We start from the raw sequence: 5,343 nt of genomic DNA, 5'->3' as shown, positions 1-5,343 counted from the left end.
GGTTTTTGGCGACGCCAAGAAGGTCATCGAAGATATGGTCAAGGCAGTCGATTAAACCCTGCTTTCGCGCAACACCGAAAACCCCGGCCTGAAGCAGGCAGGGGTTTTTTATTGCCTGCTAAAAACCGACCAAAGGCTCTAAATCAAGGCCCGACATTCAAAAACCGTTGGATCGAAGGTACCGCCATACCACTCCAACATGTCTTCATGCTCCGGATGGTTGGGGTCTGCCATCATTTCAAGGAAGTCGGCATAACCCGGTCCACCACCGATGTCTTCCGGTGGGCAAGCATTGGCGCCGTCGATGCAATACGGCATCTGAGGGGCGTGTGCAATTTGCCCAACGTGATGTTCTCGGGCACCGCCACGCGGCGCCAGATGGTGGGTTCGATCCACTTCAATTCAATGTGCAGTAATAGCAAGTCAGGTTCGGGTTTTAGCAAACGAACAGTTTTGACCATGGATCAGGCAGCCTTGCAGAGTTCCGTGGAGGTGAGAGAAACGTTCCAGGGCCGCAGTACGTCGATCCAATTAATTGGGTGGTCGGCGATGCGCTCCAGCACGCGGGTCAAATAGGCTTGCGGGTTCAGGTCGTTGAGTTTGGCCGAACCCGCCAGGCTGTAAATCGCAGCCGCTCGCTCTCCGCCGGCATCGGAACCGACAAACAGGTAATTTTTGCGACCCAAAGCGACGGCGCGTAGCGCCCGTTCGGCGGCATTGTTGTCGATCTCGACTCGGCCGTCATCGCAGTAGCGCGTCAACGCCTGCCACCGATTGAGGGCATAGAGGATCGCACCGCCCAATGCCGATTTCTTCGACAGCTGAGTCAGCGTCTGGTTAAGCCACGCGAGTTGCTGTTCCAGCAGCGGACTTGCTCGGCTTTGCCGAGCGCTTTTCGCAGGTTGGGCAGTTGCCCTCGAATCTCGCTTTCGATGGCATACAGTGCAGCAATCCGTTGCAGCGCCTCGGCGGCAAGCGGTGAAGCCAGGTCTTGCGTAAAACTTGCGGCGGGCGTGAGCCCAGCACGCGGCTTCCTGAATGGTGCCCGTGGCATACAGCTGAGCAAAACCGGCGTAGCCGTCAGCCTGCAATATCCCGCTGAAGCTCTTGAGATGAGCGCGGGGATGTTGTCCCTTGCGATCCGGCGAGTAGGCAAACCATGCAGCCGCCGGTGTCGTGTAACCGGCAGGTCGGTCGTCCCGCACGTACGTCCACAGGCGAGCAGTTTTGGTCTTGCCATGCCTGGCGCTTTTCCGTGTTGACATAGGCGGCGGAGTCGTCCGCCGTATTTCCGTAGGAATTAATTGTCATTGTGATATTCCAACTGAAATTCATGGACGGCGCTCAGCCGCAGGAACGGTTGAGCGCGGATTCAAATGCTTATATCGGTCGATCTCGCAGGGTGGGTCAGATGGCCTGAGGTTTGAAGTCACTGGCAGCGACTGGCATGACGCCTTGTAGCAGAGCCACAGATTTTTCCAGGCCCTCGAGGCTGTTGAGCAGCACGTCCTCGTGTTCGATGGACAGCCAGCCATCGTAGCCAGCCATCTTCAGGCGGTAGCAGAATTGCCGCCACCATTGCTCGCCGTGGCCGAAGCCGAGGGTGATGTAGGACCAGCTGCGCGAGGCGATGTCCATCAACGAGCCGTTTTCCAACAGCGAGTCAACAGCCTGCACTGGCGCGTTAAGCAGGGTGTCCTTGGCGTGCACGTGGTAAATGGCGTCGCCCAGGGCCTCGGCGGCCGCCAGCGGATCGGCGCCCATCCAGAACAGGTGGGAGGGGTCGAGGTTGGCGCCGATGACCGGACCGATGGCGTCACGTAGTTTCAGCAATGAGCGAACGTTGTACACGCACTGGTTGCCATGCAGTTCCAGGGCGATACGCTCGACACCATTTTCCTTGGCCAAGTCAGAAATTTCGCTCCAGAAAGGCAACAGGCGTTCCTCCCATTGGTAGCGCAGCATCGTCTGGGTCTCGGGTGGCCAGGACGCTACCACCCAGTTCGGCATGCGATCACCAGCCTGACCTTCCGGCAAGCCGGACATGGTGCACACCGTCTTGACTCCCAGTTCTCCGGCTATGCGAATGGCGTCCTTCAGGCATTGGGCCTGTTTAGGCTGGGTGGGATGTAGGGGATTGCCGTTGGCGTTCAGGGAAATAATTTCCAGGTTGTGTTCCTGGAAACTGCGCTTGAACTCACGGCGGGCGGTGGTGCTGCCAAGCATCTGATCCAGGTTGAAGTGCGGCGCGGTGGACCAGCCGCCAGTGTTGACCTCAAGACCAGAAAGGCCCATCCGTTCAGCGTGTTTGAGGACTTCGCGCAAGGGCAGGGCGCCCAGGCTGTCGGTGACAAATCCCAGTTTCATGACAAGGCTCCTTCGTGTGGCAGGTACAGTGAGGGGATATCCATTGGGCGCAAAGTCACGCGGTGGCCCTCGGTCAGGGCCTGCACACCGGCCTGAGCGACCACCGCCGCGCAGTAGCCATCCCAGGCCGTGGCGGCGTGGGCCGGAAAGCGGCCGGTCTTGACGAACTCGACGAAGGCCTTGTCTTGCAGGCGGTAGGCGTCGGCGAAGCGCGGGCGCCAGTCGGCGGCGTAACGTTCTACCGCCTGGAAGGCGGTGTTGAGGCGGGTGTGTATCGGCGCGGCCAAGTGCACCGAGCCTTGCTCTCCCACCAGTTCGCTGCGCACGTCGTAACCGTATTGAGCGTTGTTATTGATCTCAATGTTCACCAGATGCCCGTCGCGAGTCTCAAGTACCATGAACACGGGTGCGCCGACGCTGCCGGGGGACACTCGGGAGGGCTGGAATACCGAGATGGCGCTGTACTCGGTGTCGAGCACATGACGCGCCACATCGAACTCGTGAGGCGCGGAATTGCTGATCGCCATCTGCCCACTGAAATTGGCTGGCGCTTCAACGTTGCGATGGAAGTTGTGCATCATCACCGCGCGGCCGATTACGCCGCTGAGCAAGGCGTTTTTCATTTCCCGGTAAGACGAGTCGAAGCGGCGCATAAACCCCAGCTGCACGAACTGGCGCCCTAAGGAGATTTCCTTGTCGATGATCGCCAGGCAATCCTCCGGGCTTGGTGACAGGGGTTTTTCACACAGCGCTGGCTTGCCGGCATTGATGGCCGCCATGGACAGCACTGCGTGGGTGTCGTCGGGGCTGGCGATGATTACTGCGTCTACATCGGCCCGGGACAGGGTCAGCATCGGGTCGACGGTTGCGTCCAGGGCACCGTAGCGGTCCGCCACTTCCCGAGCACGGCTCCTGGATGCGTCACAGATCACCTGCAACGTGACCCCGGGCAGGTCTTGGGCAATGATGCGGGCATGGTCTTCCCCCATGATGCCTGCGCCGATCACGGCGATTCGTATGCTCATGTTCAGTTACCTCTCAGTGGATACAGGTCGTCGACGCAGCGCCGCGTAGGCGTGCGGATGGATGGGAGAAGGGAGGGGAACGGCGTGATGCTTGCGGCCGCAACGAACCGCGAAGACGAGTTCATCATGGGGCGATCCTGACAAGTTGTTGTGGTTGTTATAGGGCGATTATCAGGAGCGCAAAATCATCCTTCAAGGACAGCCATGGGCAATTTATGATGTGATTCAAATCAAATTGCACGTTGCTTGTTGGCGCTTAATGCTTTTTTAAAATTGAGATTTATGGTTTATAAGTGATGTGAAAGACATCATTATGAGGGCGACGTCATGACTAGGGAAACGACAGCGCAACTCTGGAAGGGCCCTACCGTCCTGCAGATCGCTAAGGTGGCCAGGGTTGGCCCAGCCACCGTCGACCGCGTGCTGAATAACCGCCTCGGTGTGCGTGAAAACACCCGCCTCAAAGTGTTGGCGGCACTGGAGAAGCTCAAGCAGGATCTGGCCGATGGCATGGCCACCTTGCACATCAAGCTGTTCTGCGACTCGGGAGAAACCTTCAACGCTACCCTGGCCAAGGCCGAGGCCGTGGTAAACAGCTCGACGCCGGGCGTCGTGGTGCACGGCCACTACGTGCCCACCAACCAGGTCGACCCAGCGGCGTTCGCCGACCGAGTTCAGGCTGAAGGCGCTTCGGCGGACGGCGTGATCGTCGTCTCCCGCGAACACCCGGCCATCAACCGCGCCATTCGCAAACTGTGCAGCCTCGACATTCCCGTGGTGTGCCTGACCACCGACCTGCCAAACTCCGGTCGGAGCGCCTACGTGGGCAACGACCAGTACGCAGCTGGTAGTGTCGCCGGGTTATTGATCGGCAACGCCCTACCCATGGAGCCGGCCAAGATTTTGCTAGTCACCAGCGTGCCGTTTCGCTGCCAGCAAGAGAGGGAGATGGGTTTTCGGCGGGTGCTTCGCGCGGACTTTCCGTATCTGAAGATCGATGAGCGGATGATGTCTGATGACCGTCCCCAGACCACCGCCGAACAGTTGATGCGCTACTTCTCGAAGTATGATTACCCGGCTGCGATCTACAATGTGGCCGGCGCGAATCGGGGGGTTGCCCAAGCCATAGACACCATAGCCGTCGAGCAGCGGCCTATTTTTGTAGGGCACGAGCTTACTACCCACACGCGTGGGATGTTGGAGTCAGGCGTTATGGACTATGCGATTTCACACGACTTTGTCGGCGAGACCGCTGCCGCGGTGCGGTGGATACGCGGCGCGGTGGAGGGGGCTAGGGCAGCGCCTCCGTTTACTCAGATCCTTGTCCATACACGATACAACTGTGATGGGTGAGTCGATTCTCCCACCAGGAGCTGCGTCTTCATCGGTGCTTCAGGAATGCAGCGACAATTTGGCATTCGAAAAATTAGCCGCTGGTCGAAAAGCAAGGCTTCATCCAGTGTGTGGGCTGAAGTGTGGGCTGGTAGGTTTTTCCAAATCCAAGAAACGAAAAAGCCCTGAATAATCAGGGCTTTGTCGTACAAATATGGCGGAGGCGATGGGATTCGAACTCATGGACCTGTTACAGTCGACGGTTTTCAAGTCCGAAGATTAATCCTTATATTTCAATATTTTAGGTTGTATTCGTTTCCGCTAAGCAGTATTCATTTATGCTCTGGAGGCCTCTGAAATCAAGGGGTGGAAGTTTATTTGCGGAAACGAATTTGGCCGGTATTTTGGCTTTCTGGGGGGCTCATGATCGCCCTAAATTTCATAGCTGCAACCGAGAGACTGCGCTCGGTGGAAAGCGGCCTTCATCTGAAGTGGGGATTTGGAGTCAGCCCTGGTCAGTCGTGACGGGCAGAAAACGGCCAAAAGCAATGGGATGGACTCCTCCTCACTTCGGCATCTTGAGTGCCAGACTGAAGGTGCGAACCACAGTCAACCGTGA

Annotated in this window: 4 protein-coding genes and 1 pseudogene; 1 reads left to right on the top strand and 4 read right to left on the bottom strand. The window is 58.0% G+C overall.

The genetic code is table 11. The features are described 5' to 3' along the window. Window positions 1-138 precede the first annotated feature (138 nt). From AC07O1_RS30255 to AC07O1_RS30240, 4 genes and pseudogenes are all read right to left on the bottom strand, one after another. Window positions 139-461 (bottom strand): annotated as a pseudogene (locus AC07O1_RS30255) (plasmid pRiA4b ORF-3 family protein). 3 nt (window positions 462-464) lie between these two features. Then, complete coding sequence (gene tnpC, locus AC07O1_RS30250; protein ID WP_495091179.1) at window positions 465-1,265, bottom strand: IS66 family transposase; 801 nt, start codon at window positions 1,263-1,265, stop codon at window positions 465-467. 142 nt (window positions 1,266-1,407) lie between these two features. Then, window positions 1,408-2,367, bottom strand: coding sequence for a sugar phosphate isomerase/epimerase family protein (locus AC07O1_RS30245; RefSeq protein WP_495091178.1), 960 nt, complete (start codon window positions 2,365-2,367; stop codon window positions 1,408-1,410). Next, window positions 2,364-3,392, bottom strand: a complete 1,029-nt coding sequence (locus AC07O1_RS30240; protein WP_495091177.1) for a Gfo/Idh/MocA family oxidoreductase — start codon at window positions 3,390-3,392, stop codon at window positions 2,364-2,366. Before AC07O1_RS30240 ends, AC07O1_RS30245 begins: the two co-directional genes overlap by 4 nt. A 327-nt stretch (window positions 3,393-3,719) precedes the next feature. Here AC07O1_RS30240 and AC07O1_RS30235 point away from each other — a divergent pair, with 327 nt between their 5' ends. Beyond that, complete coding sequence (locus AC07O1_RS30235) at window positions 3,720-4,745, top strand: LacI family DNA-binding transcriptional regulator (RefSeq protein WP_495091176.1); 1,026 nt, start codon at window positions 3,720-3,722, stop codon at window positions 4,743-4,745. Window positions 4,746-5,343: the final 598 nt, after the last annotated feature.

Source organism: Pseudomonas sp. GW821-FHT07G10 (assembly GCF_059418545.1).
Note: the sequence above shows the minus strand (reverse complement) of the source record. Positions and strands in the feature narration are given on the sequence as shown.